The following is a 17,530-nucleotide window of genomic DNA, read 5'->3' as shown; positions in this document are numbered from 1 at the left end:
CCATCAACCTCCCTGTACGATGACTTTTCGCAATGCTTTGTCCAGCGCGATTTTCCCAAACCAGATGAGGATAACAAGCCAGGCAATCTGAACGAAAATTCGTTCAATCGCTTCATGAGCAGGGATATGCCCCGAGTAAACCCGAAATGGGAAATCAGCCGTCAAGTGAAACGGAAGGAGATAGGCAATCCTCTGGAGCCATTCCGGCATAAGCGGGACCGGAATGATTAACCCTGCGAAGAATTCTCCAATCACCGCAAACACAAGTAATGATCCAACGGGGGACATTGTCACAAACACAGAAATATACAAGAACATGGAGATGGCAACAAGAACAAGCAACCCGAAAATCAGCGCTGCCAAAAATAATCCCGACGTTTTTATGCTGGATGGCAAAGTCATTTTGTAAGGTTCAGGCAAAAAGAATGCGACCATCAAAATGGGGAAGCATCTCAGCAGGGCGCTCGACAATCGCTGGGCCAGAAGCTTCGCATACCAAAATCCATAAATTCCACATGGCCTGCAAAGCTCATATGCAATATTCCCTGTTGTGATCAGTTCAAAGAGCTCATTATCGCGGAACCACAGCATGATGAATGCAAGAAATGCTTGCTGGAGCCAAATGTAAGTGATTAATTCCTGTAAAGAAATCGGCGGGTTATGTATAGATTGACTGTAAAAAGCTTCAAAAATCATAATGTACATGAATCCCCAGAAAAATTGCGTCGCCACTCCCGCTAAAGCAGCCGCGCGGTATTGCATTCCATTGAGCATGCGCAACTTAAATACCGAATAATAAGCAATCATATTTGATACTCCTCATAGAGCTGAACGATAATTTCTTCGATTGGCTGTGCTTCGACACTGACATCAATCAGTTCAACCCGGCTGGACAGTTGGTTGATAACCTCGGAAATTAACACCTGCCCCGTATCCACGCTCAAGGTAGCCCGTTCCGGTGACCATGAGAGCAAAGAAGTGCCAGGGATATCAATTCGATTTTTGTTTTCGTGATAATCAACGGTAATCTTTTTGGTTGTACCAAACCGGTTTCGTAATTCATTCAGATTGCCGTCATACAATAAACTTCCTTTACCGATTAAAATAACCCTTTCGGCCAAAGCTTCAATATCATTCATATCGTGCGTTGTCAGAATGATGGTGACTCCCTTTTCTTTATTGATAGTTTTAATAAATTGCCGGACTGCAATTTTGGAAACGGCATCAAGGCCAATCGTGGGTTCATCGAGGAATAAGATTTTCGGACTGTGCAACAGGGAAGCGGCAATTTCGCAACGCATTCGTTGTCCCAGGCTTAATTGGCGAACCGGTGAATGGATGAGATCTTGCAAATCCAGTGTTTCGACGAGCAAGTCAATATTATTCCTGTATTCTTGGTGAGGAATTTTGTAAATATCTCGAAGAAGCTCGAATGAGTCCATAACGGGAACATCCCACCACAGCTGGGAACGCTGCCCGAAAACTACTCCGATATTCTTAACATATGGGACACGTTCTTTCCATGGCGTGTACCCCATAATGCTGCATGTTCCTCTGTCAGGTACCAAAATACCGCTCATTACTTTGATGGTTGTCGATTTCCCGGCGCCATTCGGACCGATATACCCTACAATCTCCCCCGGTTGAATGGAGAAAGAAATATCTTTGAGCGCTTCAACCGTTGTATACTCCCGATAAAAAAGAGCTTTTGCCGCTTCCTTCAGCCCGGTTGAGCGTTTGGCAACCTTGAAGGACTTGCTTAAGCCTTTAATAGATATCATCCATTCCCCTCCTAATTTTTGCTGGCAGAAAAAAGATAATATCATCAAAGCATACTTTATGTCAAGAACTATTCTGACTTTTCAGGCAAGTTAGGCCCCCATTAGATGTTCAATTACCGAACCAATCTTTCACTAAATACAAATGGACAACAGTTACATGAAGAATGGTTAAGAGCATCGTCACTCTTAACCACTTGCTTAAGGTTCCAATGAATAGAACTTCAATGTATTGTTATATACACGGCTAAACACTTCTGCTTCAGGGAGGTTTTTGATTTCTGCGATCGTTTTGATTGATGAATGAATCATATTGGGATGGGTTTTTATTCCTTGAAACGGTCCTTCGAACGGCCATGGCCCGTCTGTTTCCACCATCAATTGTTCAAGCGGAAAGTCATGCACCATCGTCTGGATTTCCTTTTCATAGACGATATCAGGAGTGACGGAAATATAGTAGCCGTTTTGCGCCATTCTATGCAGGGTCTTTGCATCGCCTTTAAACCAGTGAAAATGTGCTTTGGCGATCGAATGTTTTTCAAGAAGGCCGCACACAATTGGGGCATCATCATAAACAGCATGAAGGACGATGGGCTTTCCCCATCGCTTAGCATGGATAATGAACATTTCCAACAATTCGATATATCCCTGTAGCGGAAATTCACCTTGTCTCCATTCCTGTCTTTTATAAAACGGGAGTCCCACCTCTCCGACCGCAATCATGGAATTTTTGTGTTTTTCAATCCATTCCAGCAGATCGGCAAGTTGACGGTCGCTTGGCAAAACCTGTTCGGGATGATAACCAAATGCCGGTGAAATTCTCGAATTTCTTAATGAAAGCTCAAGATTGCGTTTGCAGGACTCCAAATCCATACTGACAGATATAACCTTGGCAATAGAATTGCCGTCCAGGAAAAACTGTTCGATTTCGTCGTCGGAATATTGATCAAGATGGATATGAGCATCTATTATCTTATTCATGATGGCCCTCCCCACCCCTTAATGTATGATACAGGGTTCTTTTCCACTGTAAAAATGACTCATTAAGTAATAAGCTTTCCTTTCTCGGCCTTGGAAATGGTACGCGGAACTCAGCTGCTATGCTTGCCGGCTTATCGGACAATACAATGATCCGGTCGGCTAAAAATAAAGCCTCTTCAATATTATGGGTAATAAAAAGAATCGTCTTCCGGTGTATTTCCCATATGGATAGGAGCCATTTTTGCATATCAAGCCGTGTGAATTCGTCCAGGGCAGAAAACGGCTCGTCCAGGCACATTACTGTTTGCGGGCTGAGTAAGGCGCGAATAAAGGCGGCTCTTTGTTTCATCCCCCCGGAAAGCTCATGTGGAAATGCTTTCTCATAGTCACTCAGCCCTGCGGTTATCAACATTTCGATTGCAGTCTGTTTATCGGTTTTTCCATGCAATTCCTGTCCAAGCAGCACATTTTGCAAAACAGTGCGCCATGGGAAAAGGGCAGGGCTCTGCGGCATGTAACTAATGAAGCCTTGTTTCCCATTGATCAGCTTGCCATCCAGATAAATATGGCCTTCATCTTGAGCCAAAATACCGCCAACCAGACTAAACAGAGTGCTTTTGCCGCTTCCGGATGGACCAAGGATTGCCGTAAATTCCCCCTCATTGACTTCTAAGCTAACGTTATCGAGAACTTTGTTTGTTCCAAAGCTGACGCTAATGTTTTTCACAGCAAGTTTGCTCATTTGTTTATTTCTCCTTTCCGGTTCCAGCCGGCAAGCCTCCGTTCAGTCCATGCTATACAAGCAAAAAACAATAAACTGACGATGATAATCGCAAAAATCGCCACAAATACCCTGTCGGTGCGGAAAGATGATGAAGCCAGAGTCATATAAACACCAATTCCTTGTTTTGCGCCAAGCCACTCCGAAATTACAGCACCCATCACGCTGTAGGTTGCGGAGATTTTAAGACCGGAAAAAATAGAAGGAAGGGCATGCGGGAACTCCAGCTTGTAAAATAATTGCCCCGTAGAGGCACCTGCCATTTTCATGTAATGTTTTAACTCAGTTGCTGTTTGTTTAAAACCGTCCAGCGCCGCAACCGTAATCGGGAAAAAACAAACGAGTGTTATGACGATCATTTTTGGGAGTAATCCAAACCCGAACCAGATGACTAAAAGTGGTGCGAGCACAATTACAGGTACATTTTGCGATAGGATCAATAATGGATAAACTGATTCTCTGACTGAAGGCAAAAGGTGTAACAAAATAGCAAAGCCAATACCAATTGCTGAACCAATAAGGAACCCAAGCAGCGCAAGCTTAACAGTAGAAATCAAATGGGGTTGAAAACCGGTCCATCCATTTAATCCCTCAGTGAAAATGACGGAAGGAGCCGGGAGAAGCCAGCCGGGTACATCAGCTTTTTTCACAGAAAATTCCCATATAAGAAGTAAAAGGAGGAGAACGAATAACGGTCTCCACCCTTTAAATTTAGTACCATTCATCAGCGGTATTTCTCCGTTAATTGATCCATTGTAATTCCTTCCGGCTGATACAAAACTTTTACCTGGGATATGACATTGCTGCTTCCGATTTCAATCATTCGTTCATTCATTTTCACAATGATCCCCAACAGCTCTTGAAGCTCTCCTTGCAAAGTCGTTTCAAGGGGATGGACTTCGTATTTGACTCCGGAATCCTGAATCACCTTGATGGCTTCATCAACGTACGGAATTACACTTTCCCCATTTTTCGTTTTCGGTATGATTTGTATACTCACGAGTGCGTCAGCCATTTTTCTCCTCCTCATTCCGGCAGAAATTCATTTGAGAATGCTTTTTCCGCATCCAGCTCTTTTTCTAACAGCCCATTTTCGTACATCCAGCCAGCGTAATTTTCCCATACCTCAAGTTTTTGTTCTCCCCATCGCTTTGCATCGTCCTGATAGCGGGATGCCAGCCATTCCTGGCTCTTTTTCACAAGTTCCTCATCAAGGTCAGGTACCGATTTGATTAAGATATCAGCCGCATCTTCCGGGTTTTTGATCGCAAATTGATAACCTTCAGAAGCCGCCTTGACAAAAGCCTTTACAATTTTCGGATCATTTTTAATCATATCCTCGTTTGTCGACAGCACCGGGGTATAGTAATCCAGTTTTTCGGTATAGTCGGTTAAATACACCATATCGAGTTTTTCGCCGCGAAGCTCAGCTTCAACACCAGTCCAGCCATAATATATCCAGGCAAAATCAATGTCGCGTTTCACGGCAGTGAAGAAGTCAGTATCCCCCATATTTACTATATTTACTTTTTCGACATCCGCATTCTCAAGTTTCATTAATGAAGCAATAACGGACTTTTCAACAGGCGAACCCCAGCCACCATAGGTTTTCCCCTCAAAATCTTTTGGTGATGAAATATTTTTTGCGACAGGAGAAGCAAAACCGGAAGTATTATGTTGAATGATTGCCGCAATCGAAACTAAGGGGACCCCCTGAACACGTGCTTGCGTAACTCCTTCCTGATAGCTCACTCCAAACTGTGCCTTCCCTGAAGCCACGAGCTGATCGGCTCCAGACTCGCCGGGCATGATAATTTCTACATCCAGGCCTTCTTTTTCAAAATACCCCTTTTCCTTTGCTACATATAAGCCAGTATGATTTGTATTAGGTGTCCAATCAAGAACAACCGATACCTTTTTTAATTCCTCCTTAGCCTCTTTTTCAGAACCTGCCTCCTTACTGGAACATCCTGTAATTAGCAACATTGCCATGAGTAATAGAATCCATTTTTTCATTACAGCTTCTCCCCTTAACGTATGTATTAGTGTTGTTTACCAGAAAATGTTCACAAACACAGTAAAAAAGCGCCCAGAACATAAGCCCGGGCGCATAATAACAAACAGTGTACTCGTTTGTGAGTATGTTCCCTTCGCTGGTATTAGCCAGAATCAGGTTCAAAGGGTCAGTTCTTTCGGAACTATCTCAACCGGCCCACCGGTCCCCCTACATATTCTTCAATATTCAATTTTGCAGTATCACTATCATTATAACAGATTCTTTTTCGTATAGCAGAAAAAGAAAATTGTTTTACTTCAGTCTTGAAAAAAATCTGTGGTAAAAATGCTCGGTTTGTGACTTGTTTTGAAAAGGTCCTAAAAATAAGAATAATCCCTTTAGATTGTAGAATTGGAAGCTTACACACCAAATCACAAAAAAGGAGATGTCTCATAAAACTCTTGTGCAATTGAAAAGAGCAGCATTTTGTATGTTTTTGTTTCATCGATTTTTTCTTATAATTCATTCGATTGACGTATATCATTAAAGTTTTGATCAGTATATTCTCGAGTGTCATTTCCTTATTCATTCAATGTTCTTTCCAGTTTTAAATATCAATAGCCATAGCTTTTACGTCTTTTCTTTTTACCAAAAGCTTGTTGTAAACGACGATTGGTTTCATCAAATCGTTTTGCTTTTTCTTCAATGTACTTCTTATCAGAGTTTACTGAACCGGAGGCAACATGGATAATTTTATCGTCTTCAAAACGAAGTACCTTTGTAGTGCTCATTGCTTAATCCCTCCTGGTAATTGTACTGCGAAATCACGGAAAAGTGCTGGTTCTGTCTCCATTATATCACGCATGATATCAACTTTTTAGCACTCCTCTAACAAACTGGGAAGCAACTAAGTTTTTTATAAATACAAAAGTATTTTCGTTCATCTTTTATTAACAATTCATAGTTTCATAGCAAAAAACCTGGTTTTCAGCAAGTAAACCAGGTTTTCCTTTATTTCAACAAATGCGTATAAAAGCATTGTTTCAACAAAGAATATCTCCAGGAGGTTGAGATCATGAAAGAGGAAAAAGGACAAAAGAACGCTAAACAAAACGATGAAAATGGAAGTTTACTGCCATTAAGAGCTGACGAAGATGATCGAGATCCTTTTTTGATTGAAGGCAAGGGAGATCCGAACCTTTCACCAGATGCCGGCAGACCCCTCATTTAAGAAAAACTGCCTGTCAGGGCAACTGGATTTCCACTGATGTACCAGTTTCGTTTTTAAAATACATTACCCTCCAACAAATCCTTCAGTGTTGTATGATCCAATAAATCTGCAACAGTATCCCTTACAAGTGCCCATAAAGGTTTTAACAAGCAACCCTCCTCCAATGGGCAGCTTTCATATGATGTAATACTCACACACCCCATCGGCGCCAGCGGTCCCTCTAAATTCCGAATCACTTCTCCAATGATGATTTCACGGGGGCTTCTACTGAGTTTATATCCTCCATTCACACCTCTTTTGCTTTGAACGTATCCGTTTCTTTTTAATTGCAAAAGAAGTTGTTCTAAATAATTGATGGGAACCAGAATTTTTTCAGATATTTCTCCAATAGATGTTAGTTGATCTTTATTGTTACCTAAACATATAAGTGCACGTAATGCATACTCTCCCCTACTAGAGATTTTCATAAAATGCCTCTCCTTTTTAACCAAAACTAGGCGACTGCCCATTTCCCATCTAGACAAGAACCCAATAATATGTCCGCTCATATTGTAGGTTATAAACTTGATTAGATTAGTCAACAATCACAAATTTATTGATTCCTTACAAGTCTATTCAGGAAATTTTGAAAAAAGGAGAGGTTTTTTTGCGAAGCTTAATCGTTCTTGCTTTGATCGGCTTAGCAGCACAGTTAGTGGATGGTTCATTGGGAATGGCATATGGAGTTACTTCCACCTCATTATTGCTTATGTTTGGTATTGCACCAGCAGTTGCATCTGCTTCCGTTCATATGGCAGAAGTTGTAACTACCGCTGCATCTGGTGTATCGCATATTCGATTTGGAAATGTGGATAAACAAGTTGTCTACAGATTAATCATACCTGGCTCGATCGGGGCTTTCATAGGTGCTTGTTTTTTAGGAAGCATTCCTGGTGACATAGTTAAACCATATGTTTCTGTTTTTCTATTACTATTGGGTGTCTATGTCATTTACCGTTTCCTGTTCAAGTTCAATCCTTCCAGTCAAATTTCTAAAACGAACATGGGGAAAAAACACTTTATACCACTCGGTTTTATAGCTGGCTTTTTTGATGCGACTGGAGGCGGCGGCTGGGGGCCAATTGCAACACCTGTACTGCTTACCAGCAACAAAATGGAACCGAGGAAAGTAATTGGTTCAGTAGATACAAGTGAATTCGCAATTGCCGTGTCTTCTACCCTGGGTTTTCTTCTTACATTGGGATGGACGCATGTTAACATTCAATGGGTAATTGCATTAATGATCGGTGGTCTTATCGCAGCTCCAATCGCAGCCTGGTTAGTTAAGATCATACCGACTAACCTATTAGGGACACTCGTCGGTGGTATTATCATTTTAACGAATATCAGGACTTTATTAGGAGCATTAGACGTATCTTATACTACAAGCCTTTACACATATTCAGTGCTTGCAGCCCTTTGGCTAGCTGCTGTGGTGAATGTAATTTGGAAGCTGAGAAAGGCTATAACAATCAGTTAGTAGAGTACCTGTTTTGATAATAAGAGAAGTCCTCGCCGCCCATTGTTTCCTCCGCCTGGACAATGCGTCCGGTCCTGTCACTGTTTTAGCCGCTTTTGAAGATCGGCTGCCATTCCTGGACAGCCTTTTTCTTATGCAACGGGGCAGTTTAGTGCACTAATTAATTATTGAATAAAAATTGCATATGAAAGAGAACCATAAAGAGTAAAGGGGTGATAATTCATTGAAAGTCAAAGCTATTATTAAGTGGGATGGTCTTAATCTCTTGGCTATCAATTCCTTTTTTAGGATGGAACAGCATAAAGAGATTTCTTTCTTCATCATTATTCATTTCTTTCATTCTTATGATTGAAGCTTACATTGGTAAAAAACGAAAGTGGTGGGTTTTCTTTACAAAAATTAATCCAAATGTTAATGGGGAATTACCTTTTATTTTGGGACCGTTTTTAGCTGGTTCATTATGGATTTTTAAATTGACTTATGGAAAATTCACACAATACATTTTCGTCAATGCAATTTTTAATATAATCTTTGCTTATCCATTAACTTGGTTATTTAAAAAGTTAGAAATATATTCATTAGTTCGAATCAAACCATATCAATTTTTCCTCCTTATGTTTAGCAAAGCATTTTTAATGTATGGATATCAATCAATTATTGAAGAAAAGAAAAAATGTATTGACACAATTCATTAGATTACACAGAAAACTAAGTTAGTCCTAATTCTTGTTGCACGAACGGTGCTGTAGTTGAAGATATGGCTGCCATTCCTCGGTAGCTTTTTCTGCAATGGCTGCTTTTCTTGAAGACCTAGTTGTCATTACCTGGAATTTTTTTCTAACTGAACTACCGGGGCAGATTAATTTAAGAAGAGTAAGTAACTAAGAAAAGATCTAAAATACATGGGCAAAATGTAAGTTTGTGGATTTTAGTATTTACTGCAACCTCCATCATGCCCTGAACATAAATTTCTTAGGATATTGATTTTCTTATTGAAACTTTTGAGGGTACTCAACATAAAATTCAACCAAACCACATTTGGGGCAAACAAATTGAGTTAAATTGGTTATTTTATCAGTCTTGGGGCCGAAAAGTCCTTTTTGACCTTCCTTTTTATAGATTCGAAACGGGCCCGCATGATCCAGTTCTCCCTCAACCATTAAAACATCACATTTTGGACAAGTATGTTCCACACTTTTAACTCCCTTCAAAGTAATTACTATTAAATTTTCCATTAACACAGACTCAGTACAAAAAAATATCCAATACCAGCTCACAGTGTTTAGGTATTGGAAAACTTTAACTTATAATACTCATTGCAAAACATTCTGTCAATATTATTTCCCACATGATAATAAGCTTTTTATCCTAAACTTCCTTTTATTCATTATAAGAGATTATACCTATTATCAAAGCTGTTTGTATTAGCCTATAATCCTAAGTTTTATTTTATTGTTATAAATCATTTCATCATATAACGTTAACTTGTAATCTTGAATGTTAGAACTTCTGCCTTTACCATCAATAATTAAATCAACTTTATCCATAGGGTTTTGACTCTTGATATAAAACTCTTCCGCTGGCATCCATAAATCTTCCCATAAGTGTCGCTTCTCTTCACTATCACGTTCAATACCTCTAGACAATCTTAATTCTCTTTTTTCAAGTGGATAATTTAGTTGCCATATCGGCATTTGTCGCACGCTGGACGACAATGTCTTCAATAACGCGATGGCTGCTCAGCGCTCCGGTATGCAGGATCTGCTGGCCCAGGGCCTGCCTCCTCCTCACTTTTTGCCTCACTTCATTGAGAAGAATCCCGTCAAATAATAAATAGGGAATGACGATGACCCGCCCGGCGGCATTGCCGCATACCACATCAAGCCCCTCGTCAAGCAGCGGCCTGGAGGCAGCCAGGTAGCAAACATGGACTTGCTGGATGGCGAGTCTCTCTTCGATTCCGGCTGCGATTTCATTGAATGCAGCCGGAATCCCGGGATCGCTGCTGCCCCTTCCAACGATCAGGATGGAATCCAGGGAACACAGGTCCATTATCGTTTCTTTAACAAGCACGGCTATTGCATCAAGAATTCCCCCCTGGACTCCGAAAGGGTCTGCGACATTTACTTTCACATCGGAATACTGCTTAAGAAGCGGCTCGAGGGCATTTGGTATATCAGCCTTTATGTGCCCGGCTGCCAGCAGGAAGAGAGGCACAACGGTAATTTCAGTTGCCCCCCGCTCCACACAGCGCCGAAAGCCTTCACTGATTAAAGGTTCCGTCAACTCCAGAAACGCTATTTCCTGGATCGGTGCGTCAACTCTGGGAGTTACTTTTTGTAAAAATTCCTTTACATCTGCCACTCCCTTTTTTGATCGAGTGCCATGTCCGATATAAAGAATTGCATGCATGGCGGATGGCTCCTTTCTTATGCAAGTGCAACAGGTATGTGGGGAGCGATATCTTCCTTAAACCAATTTAACTTTTTGTGCAGACGGACGACCTCTCCAATGACAATCATGCTCGGGTTGGAGATATCCGCTTCCTTGACACGCTTCTCAATCGTTTCAAGAGTTCCCGTTATGGTGCGCTGATCATTTAAAGTTCCCCACTGCACCAGTGCAATCGGGGTATCCGGGCGTTTGCCGTGCTGGATTAACTGCCTGGTTATCGCAGGAAGGTGATGCACCCCCATATAGATACAAATGGTATCAACAGCGTTTGCCAAATGGGCCCATTGATGCTCTGCTTCTATGTCTCCGGCCTGGTGTCCGGTAATAAAAGCAAAGCTTTTGCTCAATGTCCGGTGGGTAACCGGAATTCCTGCATAAGCGGTTGCAGCAATCCCTGCGGTTATGCCAGGAACAATTTCAAACGGGATGTCGTTTTTGGCACATTCCAGGGCCTCTTCCCCGCCCCGCCCAAACACGAATGGATCCCCGCCTTTTAAACGTACCACACGAAGCCCCTCTTTCGCATACTTAACGAGGAAATGGTTAATTGTTTCTTGCTTCATCGTATGATAGTGAGGCAGTTTGCCGCAGTAAATAAGCTGCGCGTCTTTATGTGCATATTTAAGAAGCTCGGGATTCACTAGCCGGTCATATAGGATAATATCTGCCTGCTGAATACAGTGCAGTCCTTTTAACGTAATGAGCTCCGGATCCCCGGGGCCCGCCCCGACCAAATAAACGGTTCCTACCATCCCGTACCACCCTTTCAAGTCCTCGTTGGTGAAAAAACCTAATTTTCTTAAAATTAAATATAACTTATCATTGTTTGGCGTAATAGTTCTCCAGGGCTATGATGGCGCTGCCCATTCGTTCCAGCTCGGGAACAATAATTCTTTCTACTCCTTCATCACGCAGGGCGGCAGCGGTAACCTTTCCAACCGCAACCGCTACGACATCACTGGCAAATGCTTTGAGAACAGCTTCCAGGACACCCTTGTCCCTTGCATGGGAAAAGAGAAAACGGGCTTGAGGTGTGCTTGTAAAATTAACAGCATCAATTTTGGCGTCCAGGATTTCATTTATTAGCTGATTAATGATTTCAGGATTTGGAGGGACATGGTGGTAAGGCAGAATTTCTTTGCATTCTGCTTCCTGTTCCTCTAAAAAATGGATTAGTTGGGGTGCCGGATCGCCATGGAGCTGGAGTGCCACTCGGCTTCTTTTTAGATTGTGTGTTTGCAATGACCTTATCAGCCCTGCTGTACTGCCATCATCATCCCTTGCCACCGGTGTGATACCAAGACGCTTTAGAGCATTAACCGTTTTATATCCCCTTGCAGCCACTCTTGCTTGACGAATCGCGTTCACAAATTCATTCTCCAGCCCCATGCCTTTGGCTATTTTATATAAGGTTTCAGTCCCTATTCCCGTCGTGAAAATGAACCAGTCATATTTTCCTGTAACGAGTTCATTTATATCCTTCTCAATATTGGAATCATCTAAATAAACGGTTCCCTGGGCCGGACGGACAAGTGGAATGCCGCCCAGATTCTCGATGATCCTGCTAATCTCCTCTGTTTTGCGCGTACCTGCCAGGGCAATTTTTTTCCCTTCTAACCGTTTCAATATCTTACCCCCATATCAATAGACTATTATCTTTTTATTTTATAGATTACTGATATCAAGTGGCGAGTTTTTCTTAAAGAATGTTTCTCATTCAAGAATCAAATAAACATTTTCTCCTTCAAGATTCGTCCGATACGTTTGTACGCATCCGCTGTCAGGCTCCTCTACCTTTCCGTTATCCAGACAGATTTTCCAATCATGCATCGGACAAAAAACAAATTCTCCGCTTACCATTCCTTCACTTAACACTCCGCCTTTATGGGGACACCGATTTTCGACAGCACGTACCGTTCCGTTCGAAAGCTTGAATATCGCAATTTCTTTATTCCCCACCTGCATTGTTTTTCCCAAGCGTTCAGGCAAGTCGTAAATTTTCCCGACGAATACCTTTATTTCTGTCTTATTTGTCATTTACAAAACCCTCCTCCAGTATGTTTTTGTCTCAGGACATTTGTATCATTTCGAACAACTTCTTAGTTGTTTTTTGGTCCTCAACAAGTTCCTTCCATGGGTCTTTGTAAATCGACAAGGCTTCATCCATTCGTTTATTCAGAGCCCTGCGGTTTTCTGGATCATCAAGTACTTCGCGAATGTGAGTTAAACCAAGGCGCTCAATCCATGCGGATGTCCGTTCCAGATAATTGGCTGTTTCCCGATAATATTGTAAATAGGCTCCGGTAATTTCAATGACTTCTTCTGCCGTTTTCACTTTATATAATAAGTCTGCAGCCCGGAGATGTGTTCCGCCATTTCCGCCGGCGTAAATTTCCCAGCCGCCGTCAATTCCAACAAACCCAAGGTCTTTAATCCCTGATTCTGCACAATTCCGCGGACATGCCGAGACTCCCATTTTTACTTTGTGCGGAGTGGAAAGACCCTCGAATTTTTTCTCCAATGCAATTCCCAAAGAAATGGAATCCTGAGTACCGAAGCGGCAATACTGCTCCCCGACACATGTCTTAACCGTTCGAAGAGACTTGCCATAAGCGAATCCGGATGGCATATCGAGATCCTTCCAAACCTTGGGCACATCCTCCTTTTTGACGCCCAATAAGTCTATCCGTTGTCCACCGGTTACTTTAACAAGGGGAATGTTATATTTATCGACGACATCGGCAATTTTCCTTAAGTCATTTGAATTGGTAACTCCCCCGTACATTCTCGGAACAACTGAGTATGTCCCGTCTTTTTGAATGTTGGCATGCATGCGCTCATTTACATATTTGGATTCTCTTTCATCCTCATATTGAAGTGGATTCACCATTCCCAGATAGTAGTTTAAAGCAGGACGGCATTTTGAGCACCCCTCATCGTTTGACCAGCCAAGAACATTCATGACCTCTTTCACATGGTTCAGCCCTTTTGCCCTGATTTCTTCTACAACCTCTTCCCTTGATAAATCCGTACAGCCGCAAATGGCTTCTTTCATCTCTTTGGCAGCGAAATCGGTTCCCAGGGTATGCTGCAGCAATTCAGCGACAAGCGGTTTGCAGCCACCACAGGAGCGGGACGCACTTGTGCAGGCCTTGACTTCATCCACTGATGAACAGCCTTTCTCATGAATGGCTTGGACGATGGCTCCTTTTGAAACGCCGTTGCAGCCGCAGATAATGTCATCGGCCGCGAGAGAAGCCACCAGGCTGCCTTCTGCTTGTTCGCCTGCAGGCTGGAGGAGTGTGATCTTGGAAATTCCGGTTATGTCGGTTTGCTTACGGATCATGGAAAATAGCCGATTGCCTTCGCTGCTGTCCCCGAATAAAACGGCGCCGACAATTTGATTTCCCCTTAAGACGATCTTTTTATATACACCTTCATGTTCATCAAAAACCTTGATCGAAGTTTTCGTGTCATCCTCTGTAAAATCTCCGGCTGAGAACACTTCGACACCTGATACTTTTAATTGGGTAGATAAAACGGACCCTTCATACGGATTCGTTTTCACCCCGCAAAGTTTTTTGGCCAATACCTTTGCCTGCTCATATAAGGGAGCTACGAGCCCATAAGGAATTCCGCGATGCTCCGCACATTCCCCAACTGCGTAAATATGTGGCGTACTGCTTTGCAAATAATCATTAACGACAATACCACGGTTTACCGAAAGGCCGCTTTCCCTGGCAAGCTGCACATTTGGAATAATGCCTACCGCCATCACAACGAGATCCGCTTCAAGCGCGGTACCGTCTTTAAACCTTAATCCCTCCGCACGTCCATTGCCAATAATGGCCTCTGTCTGTTTTTCAAGCAAAAATTTCATTCCTTGCTTTTCCAATTCCTTTTGCAGAAGCTTTCCGGCAGTTGGGTCTAACTGGCGTTCCATCAAATAGGGTGCAAGATGGATCACCGTAACGTCCATCCCTAAATTCAACAGCCCCCGGGCTGCCTCCAGGCCCAGCAATCCGCCGCCTATGACGGCTGCCTTTTTATAGTTTCTGGAAGCCTCGAGCATAATATCTGTATCCTTTATGTCCCGAAAAGCGGTCACGCCCCTTTTATCGGCCCCTGGAATTGGAAGCATAAAAGGCAGAGAGCCTGTGGCTATGATTAATTCATCATAGTATTCAATGCGCCCCGAATCGGTATAAACGGTTTTTGCTTCAGCTTCAATTTTCTCAACGGTTTCCCCCGTATATAATTGGATATTATTCTCTCTGTACCAATCCCAATCATTTAGGGTAATATCCACCACATTCGTATCTCCCTGTAAAACCTTCGAAAGCAGGATCCTGTTATAATTCGGGTGCGGTTCACTGCCAAAGATCGTGATCTCGAATTCATCTTTTGATATTTTTAATATCTCTTCGATGGCCTTTACTCCAGCCATACCGTTGCCTACAAGAATTAGCTTTTTTTTCTGCAATCGAAGCTCCTCCTTAGAAAGTTTCTAAAAAGATAACACATTTTTAATAAAAGTAACGGAAATACGTTAGAAAATCTGACATGGTTTTTTCAAAAAAAAGCACGAACCTAAGCAGGTCATGCTTTTCTTTGAAATAAAAAAGAGTTTTATTTCTAAGTGATCGGGCTCACTCTGACTGCACTTACTTTGAAGCCCGGCATTTTACAGGCCGGATCCAAATCCCCTGAAATTAATTGGTTTACATTTTGAAAATCGGCCCAATGAATCGGTATAAATACTGTATCCTGCCGAATTGCTTCTGACCATTTGCTTCTAACAACAACACTTCCTCGTCTTGATTCTACTTTAATTAAAACTTGATCTTCAATTTTATATTTTTTTGCAGTTTTCGGATGGATTTCGAGATAGGATTCAAAATTCCTGGCGACTAGTGCCGCACTTTTTCTTGTTTGGACTCCCGTCAAGTAATGTGATATCACTCTGCCATTCGTTAAGTACAACGGAAAATCGTCATTTGGCTTTTCTTTTGGCACAGCCGGATCGTTATAAACCGCCATCATTCGTGCTTTTTTGTCAGGATGAGCGAAACCTGATTCAAATAACCTCATCGTCCCTTTATGTTCAGCATCAGGGCAAGGCCATACTATACCTCCCTCCTGCCGCAGCCGGCTGTAGGTGATGCCGTAATAATCGGCTATTCCCCCTTTACTGGCCAATCTCAATTCATTAAAGATTTCCTCTGCATTTGAGTAAGAAAAAAACGGGCCTTTTCCAAGCACTTTTGCGATCTCGCATATAATTTGCCAATCATGCTTCACCTCTCCGGGGCAAGGGCGGCTTGCTTCCCTGAGCGTCACCCGGCCTTCCAAATTGGTCATCGTCCCCTCATCCTCGAGAAAAGACGACGCAGGTAAAACTAAATCAGCCAATTGTGCCGTTTCAGAAAGAAACAAATCCACGGCGACAAGAAACTTTAATTTTTTTAAAGCTTCCTGGACAAATTTAGCGTTAGGATTGGAGACAACCGGGTTCGAACACATCAGCAGCATCCCCGTTATCTCCCCCTTGTCGATTTTATCCATCATCTCGAATGCAGACACACCCTTTCCTGGCAGGTCGGCTGCATCAATTCCCCAAACGTCTGCAATATATTGCCGATGTTCCTTATTCTCGATGGACCGGTATCCAGGCAGCTGATCTGCCTTTTGTCCGTGTTCTCTCGCGCCCTGGCCATTTCCCTGACCCGTAATCGCTCCGTATCCTGAGCAGGGCTTGCCGATCTTTCCGGTAGCAATAAGAATATTTAAATAATTCCGTACAGATGCGGATCCATCTGTCTGCTGCTCAACTCCTCTGGCAGTAAAAATCATGCCCGACTCTTCTTCACCGAATTTTCTGGCAGCCGTTCTGATTTGCTCCGCAGGTACACCCGTAAGATCAGCGATCTGGTCCAACTGTAAAGAAGAAACATACTCTTTCACCTCTTCAAACCCTGTTGACCACTTCTCAATAAATTGTTCATCCAGGAGGCCCTCTTCCATGATTACTTTCAAAAATCCATTTGCCAAGGCTGCATCCATCCCTGGTCTTATTTTCAAATGCAAGTCAGCGATTTTTGCAGTTGGTGTTTCGCGCGGGTCAATCACGATGATGTAAGAACCATTATCCTTTGCTTTTTCAAAATACTGCATGATCGTCGGCTGGCATTCCGCGATATTGGTGCCCGCCAAAATATGGACACGTGAATGCGGAATCTCTGAAAGGCTATTTGTGAAGCCGCGATCCATTCCGAATGTCTGGGCAGCAGCGGATGCAGCTGCAGACATACAGAGGCGCCCGTTATAATCAATATGTTTTGTATTTAATGCCACGCGTGCAAATTTACCGAGTAAATAGGCTTCTTCGTTCGTAATGGAAGCACTGCCATAAACTGCAAGTGCATCCTTGCCATCCTCCCTTTGTATTCTTTTAAAGTTATCTTTAATCAGGGACAAAGCCCTTTCCCAGGATATGCGCTGGAACTCTCCGTCAATTTTCAAGAAAGGGTAAAGAATACGGTCTTTGTGGATGGCATGCTGGTAAGAATTTTGCCCCTTTACACACAGCCTCCCTTTTGAAGCAGGATTATCCGTGCCTATCGAAGTATATTTTTTTCGCGTTGGATTGGATTCTTCAATCAGCTGCAGTTTACATTGCATACTGCAAAAAGGGCACTGCGTAGGATACACTTTTTCTGATTGTCCTTTTTGCTGTTTATCCCTGAAATACTTTAATAGTAATTCTGTCAAGATTTCCATCCCCCTTTGA

Annotated in this window: 19 protein-coding genes and 1 riboswitch; of the genes, 3 read left to right on the top strand and 16 right to left on the bottom strand. The window is 42.5% G+C overall.

Annotated features, from left to right (window positions below; genetic code table 11):
- Positions 1-3: 3 nt before the first annotated feature.
- From CU633_RS04425 to CU633_RS22725, 8 genes are all read right to left on the bottom strand, one after another.
- Positions 4-807, bottom strand: coding sequence for an ABC transporter permease (locus CU633_RS04425; RefSeq protein ID WP_101658520.1), 804 nt, complete (start codon positions 805-807; stop codon positions 4-6).
- Positions 804-1,781 (bottom strand): ABC transporter ATP-binding protein, encoded by a 978-nt coding sequence (locus tag CU633_RS04420; protein ID WP_101658519.1) that lies wholly within the window; start codon positions 1,779-1,781, stop codon positions 804-806. Before CU633_RS04420 ends, CU633_RS04425 begins: the two co-directional genes overlap by 4 nt.
- Before the next feature lie 198 nt (positions 1,782-1,979).
- Entirely contained in the window at positions 1,980-2,759 is a 780-nt protein-coding gene (locus CU633_RS04415) for a TatD family hydrolase (protein WP_101658518.1), read from the bottom strand.
- Positions 2,752-3,501, bottom strand: a complete 750-nt coding sequence (locus CU633_RS04410) for an ABC transporter ATP-binding protein (RefSeq protein WP_101658517.1) — start codon at positions 3,499-3,501, stop codon at positions 2,752-2,754. The genes CU633_RS04415 and CU633_RS04410 overlap by 8 nt, the downstream gene beginning before the upstream one ends.
- On the bottom strand, positions 3,498-4,265 hold the full coding sequence (locus CU633_RS04405) for an ABC transporter permease (RefSeq protein ID WP_101658516.1): 768 nt from the start codon (positions 4,263-4,265) through the stop codon (positions 3,498-3,500). Before CU633_RS04405 ends, CU633_RS04410 begins: the two co-directional genes overlap by 4 nt.
- Positions 4,265-4,555, bottom strand: a complete 291-nt coding sequence (locus tag CU633_RS04400; protein WP_101658515.1) for a thiamine-binding protein — start codon at positions 4,553-4,555, stop codon at positions 4,265-4,267. Before CU633_RS04400 ends, CU633_RS04405 begins: the two co-directional genes overlap by 1 nt.
- Positions 4,556-4,566: 11 nt before the next feature.
- Positions 4,567-5,556 carry an ABC transporter substrate-binding protein gene (locus CU633_RS04395; RefSeq protein ID WP_101658514.1) on the bottom strand — a complete coding sequence of 330 codons (990 nt, stop codon included), beginning with the start codon at positions 5,554-5,556 and terminating at the stop codon, positions 4,567-4,569.
- 112 nt (positions 5,557-5,668) lie between these two features.
- Positions 5,669-5,776: riboswitch (TPP riboswitch) on the bottom strand.
- Positions 5,777-6,150: 374 nt separating this feature from the next.
- Positions 6,151-6,327 (bottom strand): hypothetical protein, encoded by a 177-nt coding sequence (locus CU633_RS22725; RefSeq protein WP_180954858.1) that lies wholly within the window; start codon positions 6,325-6,327, stop codon positions 6,151-6,153.
- 284 nt (positions 6,328-6,611) lie between these two features.
- Between CU633_RS22725 and CU633_RS22720 the strand changes: the two genes are divergently transcribed.
- Complete coding sequence (locus CU633_RS22720) at positions 6,612-6,767, top strand: hypothetical protein (RefSeq protein ID WP_180954857.1); 156 nt, start codon at positions 6,612-6,614, stop codon at positions 6,765-6,767.
- Positions 6,768-6,820: 53 nt separating this feature from the next.
- Here the strand turns inward: CU633_RS22720 and CU633_RS04390 are convergent, their stop codons facing one another.
- Positions 6,821-7,234 (bottom strand): RrF2 family transcriptional regulator, encoded by a 414-nt coding sequence (locus CU633_RS04390; RefSeq protein ID WP_101658513.1) that lies wholly within the window; start codon positions 7,232-7,234, stop codon positions 6,821-6,823.
- Between the two features lie 179 nt (positions 7,235-7,413).
- Here CU633_RS04390 and CU633_RS04385 point away from each other — a divergent pair, with 179 nt between their 5' ends.
- Together CU633_RS04385 and CU633_RS04380 are read left to right on the top strand one after the other, a co-directional pair.
- Entirely contained in the window at positions 7,414-8,286 is an 873-nt protein-coding gene (locus CU633_RS04385) for a sulfite exporter TauE/SafE family protein (protein ID WP_101658512.1), read from the top strand.
- A gap of 251 nt (positions 8,287-8,537) precedes the next feature.
- The gene (locus CU633_RS04380; protein ID WP_101577472.1) at positions 8,538-8,981 is read left to right on the top strand and encodes a hypothetical protein; all 444 of its coding nucleotides are present in this window, start codon (positions 8,538-8,540) and stop codon (positions 8,979-8,981) included.
- A gap of 729 nt (positions 8,982-9,710) precedes the next feature.
- Here CU633_RS04380 and CU633_RS04370 read toward each other — a convergent pair.
- The 7 genes from CU633_RS04370 to nasC all read right to left on the bottom strand — a co-directional run bounded on the left by CU633_RS04370 (position 9,711) and on the right by nasC (position 17,511).
- A complete protein-coding gene (locus tag CU633_RS04370; RefSeq protein WP_101658511.1) occupies positions 9,711-9,932 on the bottom strand; it encodes a hypothetical protein in 222 nt (73 codons plus the stop codon).
- A gap of 16 nt (positions 9,933-9,948) precedes the next feature.
- A complete protein-coding gene (locus CU633_RS04365) occupies positions 9,949-10,698 on the bottom strand; it encodes a sirohydrochlorin chelatase (protein WP_101658510.1) in 750 nt (249 codons plus the stop codon).
- A gap of 17 nt (positions 10,699-10,715) precedes the next feature.
- A complete protein-coding gene (cobA, locus tag CU633_RS04360) occupies positions 10,716-11,492 on the bottom strand; it encodes a uroporphyrinogen-III C-methyltransferase (protein ID WP_101658509.1) in 777 nt (258 codons plus the stop codon).
- Positions 11,493-11,559: 67 nt separating this feature from the next.
- Complete coding sequence (locus CU633_RS04355; RefSeq protein WP_180954860.1) at positions 11,560-12,369, bottom strand: uroporphyrinogen-III synthase; 810 nt, start codon at positions 12,367-12,369, stop codon at positions 11,560-11,562.
- A gap of 84 nt (positions 12,370-12,453) precedes the next feature.
- Positions 12,454-12,777 (bottom strand): nitrite reductase small subunit NirD, encoded by a 324-nt coding sequence (nirD, locus tag CU633_RS04350; RefSeq protein ID WP_101658507.1) that lies wholly within the window; start codon positions 12,775-12,777, stop codon positions 12,454-12,456.
- A 31-nt stretch (positions 12,778-12,808) separates the two neighbouring features.
- On the bottom strand, positions 12,809-15,223 hold the full coding sequence (gene nirB / locus CU633_RS04345) for a nitrite reductase large subunit NirB (RefSeq protein ID WP_101658506.1): 2,415 nt from the start codon (positions 15,221-15,223) through the stop codon (positions 12,809-12,811).
- A gap of 152 nt (positions 15,224-15,375) precedes the next feature.
- Entirely contained in the window at positions 15,376-17,511 is a 2,136-nt protein-coding gene (gene nasC, locus CU633_RS04340) for an assimilatory nitrate reductase catalytic subunit NasC (RefSeq protein ID WP_101658505.1), read from the bottom strand.
- Positions 17,512-17,530: the final 19 nt, after the last annotated feature.

This window comes from Bacillus sp. V3-13 (genome assembly GCF_002860165.1).
GTDB lineage: Bacteria > Bacillota > Bacilli > Bacillales > Cytobacillaceae > Bacillus_BJ.
The sequence above is the reverse complement of the archived record's forward strand: the minus strand, read 5'-3'. Positions and strand labels throughout refer to the sequence as shown.

Excerpts from the sequence above, each read along its gene's own strand:
- CU633_RS04425 (WP_101658520.1), bottom strand. The coding sequence starts at position 807 with ATGATTGCTTATTATTCGGTATTTAAGTTGCGCATGCTCAATGGAATG.
- CU633_RS04420 (WP_101658519.1), bottom strand. The coding sequence starts at position 1,781 with ATGATATCTATTAAAGGCTTAAGCAAGTCCTTCAAGGTTGCCAAACGC.
- CU633_RS04415 (WP_101658518.1), bottom strand. The coding sequence starts at position 2,759 with ATGAATAAGATAATAGATGCTCATATCCATCTTGATCAATATTCCGAC.
- CU633_RS04410 (WP_101658517.1), bottom strand. The coding sequence starts at position 3,501 with ATGAGCAAACTTGCTGTGAAAAACATTAGCGTCAGCTTTGGAACAAAC.
- CU633_RS04405 (WP_101658516.1), bottom strand. The coding sequence starts at position 4,265 with ATGAATGGTACTAAATTTAAAGGGTGGAGACCGTTATTCGTTCTCCTC.
- CU633_RS04400 (WP_101658515.1), bottom strand. The coding sequence starts at position 4,555 with ATGGCTGACGCACTCGTGAGTATACAAATCATACCGAAAACGAAAAAT.
- CU633_RS04395 (WP_101658514.1), bottom strand. The coding sequence starts at position 5,556 with ATGAAAAAATGGATTCTATTACTCATGGCAATGTTGCTAATTACAGGA.
- CU633_RS22725 (WP_180954858.1), bottom strand. The coding sequence starts at position 6,327 with ATGAGCACTACAAAGGTACTTCGTTTTGAAGACGATAAAATTATCCAT.
- CU633_RS22720 (WP_180954857.1), top strand. The coding sequence starts at position 6,612 with ATGAAAGAGGAAAAAGGACAAAAGAACGCTAAACAAAACGATGAAAAT.
- CU633_RS04390 (WP_101658513.1), bottom strand. The coding sequence starts at position 7,234 with ATGAAAATCTCTAGTAGGGGAGAGTATGCATTACGTGCACTTATATGT.
- CU633_RS04380 (WP_101577472.1), top strand. The coding sequence starts at position 8,538 with ATGGTCTTAATCTCTTGGCTATCAATTCCTTTTTTAGGATGGAACAGC.
- CU633_RS04365 (WP_101658510.1), bottom strand. The coding sequence starts at position 10,698 with ATGCATGCAATTCTTTATATCGGACATGGCACTCGATCAAAAAAGGGA.
- cobA (WP_101658509.1), bottom strand. The coding sequence starts at position 11,492 with ATGGTAGGAACCGTTTATTTGGTCGGGGCGGGCCCCGGGGATCCGGAG.
- nirD (WP_101658507.1), bottom strand. The coding sequence starts at position 12,777 with ATGACAAATAAGACAGAAATAAAGGTATTCGTCGGGAAAATTTACGAC.